Origin of the sequence: Dietzia sp. B19 (assembly GCF_014145155.1) — a bacterium.
Classification (GTDB): domain Bacteria; phylum Actinomycetota; class Actinomycetes; order Mycobacteriales; family Mycobacteriaceae; genus Dietzia; species Dietzia natronolimnaea.
The window spans coordinates 1-1,272 of sequence record NZ_JAALED010000483.1 but is presented as its reverse complement, the minus strand read 5'-3'; the positions used below and the strand labels follow the sequence as shown (position 1 = coordinate 1,272).

1 protein-coding gene is annotated in these 1,272 nt (G+C 71.5%); it reads right to left on the bottom strand.

Features of this window, described 5'->3' with window-relative positions; translation table 11 throughout:
* On the bottom strand, window positions 1-1,003 hold a 1,003-nt coding region (locus G6020_RS13330), incomplete at its 3' end, for a UvrD-helicase domain-containing protein (protein WP_182610949.1).
* Window positions 1,004-1,272: the final 269 nt, after the last annotated feature.

Genomic DNA, 1,272 nt, shown 5'->3' with positions numbered 1-1,272 from the left:
TCATCCGGGCCCGGCCGCGGGCGGCGCGGACCACCGCGGGCGTGAGGACGAGGTCGTGTCCCTCGCACCGCACCACCACGTCCGCCCCCGGGGCGAACTGGCGGGCGCGGACGGCGGCCTTGAGGATGTCGACCATGTCCGCCGAGCCCTTGACCTCCTCGCCGCGGAGAGTCTCCGAACCGGTGGCACGGACCCCGGGGTAGAGGTCGGCGAGTGTGCGCAGGACGACTCCCGACTCGCCGAGCGACGGCAGGACGCGTGCGATGTAGTCGAGGAACCGCGCGTTGGGCCCCACGATGAGCACTCCGCTGCGGTCGAGCCTCCGGCGGTGCGTGTAGAGCAGATAGGCCGCACGGTGAAGGGCCACGGCGGTCTTCCCCGTCCCCGGCCCGCCCTGGACCACCAGGACACCGGCGTGGGGGTTGCGGATGATCTCGTCCTGCTCGCGTTGGATGGTCGCGACGATGTCCGTCATGTGAGCGGAGCGCGCGCTGTCCAGGGCTTCGAGCAGGGCGGATTCCCCCACGACGTCGTCGTGGTCCTCCGGCACCTCACCGTCGACCGGTGCGGTGAGGTACTCGTCGTGGACCCCGATGACCCTCCTGCCGATCGTGCGGAGATGACGACGACGGTGTGCGCCCTCGGGGCGGGCGGTGGTGGCCAGATAGAACGGGCGGCTGTGGTCCGCGCGCCAGTCCAGCAGGAGCGGGGTGAGGTCCTCGTCGTCGTCCCTCAGTCCCACGCGCCCGATCCTCCGGACCTCTCCGTCCTCCATGTCCAGCCGACCGAAGTACAGGCCCAGGTTGGCGGCGTTGAACGCCGCCAACTCAGACGAATAGAGCCGCGCGAACGACTCCCGCTCCGATCGCGCCTGAGGAGTTCCCCCCGTGCCCCGGAGGACGGCGTCGAGGCGGGCCCGGGTGTCGGCCCGGAGTTCCTCGAGACGATCGAGGAGACGGCCGAGGTGGCGCTGTTCCTCGTCGACGGCGTCGTATCCCGTCATGCGCGCTCCTCTCGGGTGGGGACTGCGCATCGGGTGGGTGTACCGCGCAGTGCAGGACAACCAGGCTACCGGGTCTCGCGCAGGGCCCACCGACGCCGACGACCCCGCCCGTGGGGGCGGGGTCGTCGACTTCCGGTGCGCGGGCACCGGGGGAGCGGATCGTCAGGGCCGGATGGCGGCCGCGGCCTTGCTCCGGGCGCGGTCACTCGTCTTCTTGGCGGTGGTGACCTTCTTGCGGGCGTCCTTCCGGGCCTTCTTCTTGGCCGACT